Source organism: Nocardia sp. NPDC004718 (assembly GCF_053601535.1).
This window is the reverse complement of the sequence record NZ_JBSGCA010000177.1, coordinates 1-1,118: the sequence shown is the minus strand read 5'-3', so window position 1 is coordinate 1,118 and position 1,118 is coordinate 1. Positions and strand designations below refer to the sequence as shown.

Here is a 1,118-nt window from a genome sequence, read left to right as displayed (position 1 = left end):
CTAGCTGTGATGTCCGGGGAGGTTGGTCAGTCGGGTGACCGGTGGGCGACCGCCGATGGCGGAGTGGGCTCGGTGGTGATTGTGGAAGTGGAGCCAGTCGGGTAGGGCTTGGTTGCGGTGTTCGGTCGATTGGTAGAAGCGGGCGTAGGCCCAGCCGTCGGCGAGGGTGCGGTGGAAGCGTTCGATCTTGCCGTTGGTCTGGGGCCGGTAGGGGCGGGTCCGCTTGTGGGTGATGCGCGGTTCGTCGCAGGCCTCGCGCCAGGCGTGGGACCGGTAGGCCGACCCGTTGTCGGAGAGCACTCGTTCGATGGTGACGCCGTGGTCGGCGAACCACGCCGCTGCGTGCTGGAGTACCTCGATCGCGGTGGCGGCTTTCTCGTCGGCGCGGATCTCGGCGTATGCCATGCGGGAGTGGTCGTCGATGACGGTGTGCACGAACGCAATCCCGATCAGAGGCCGGTACTGGTTGCCGCGCTTGCCGGTGCGCCGCGCGGTCTGGACGGCGTTGAGCTTGCCTTGGCGGCGGGGTGAGGAATTTGTGGCCACCGCCGTCGGGGATGTGGGCGAACTTGGTGACATCGACATGGACCAATGATCCGGGATGGTCGTGCTCGTAGCGGCGTAAGGGTTCGCCGGTGACTCGGTCGATACGGGAGAGCCGGTTGATGCGGCAACGCACCAGGACCGCGTGCACGGTCGAGGCTGCCATATCGAGCCGCCCGGCGATCTGTACCGGTCCCAGCCGGTGCCGCCAGCGCAGTGCGACGATGGCGCGTACGAGCTGCGGGGTGGTCTTGTTCGGGCTGGTATGCGGGCGTGAGCTGCGGTCGGTCATCCCGGCTACGCCTTCGGTCCGGTAACGGTCGGCCCACTTCCTGGCCGTGGGTGGGGAGACCATGAACATTTTCGCTGCCGCGCGATAAGTCCAGCCGCGATCGACGATCAACCGTGCCAGTCGCAGACGGGTGATCGGGGTGAGTGTTGCGTTAGCGTGGGACACGAAGGTCTCCGGGCTCGTGAAGCGGTTCCTAGACAGCTCCACTTCACAGCCGGAGGCCTTCACCTGTCAGCCGGACTCACCACAGTGAGTAGGCCGGACAACCTCCCTGGACATCACA

At 66.2% G+C, this 1,118-nt stretch carries 1 pseudogene; it reads right to left on the bottom strand.

Annotation, left to right across the window (positions count from 1 at the left end):
- A pseudogene (locus ACWEH3_RS36210) lies at window positions 1-1,000 on the bottom strand (IS481 family transposase).
- Between the last annotated feature and the right edge of the window lie 118 nt (window positions 1,001-1,118).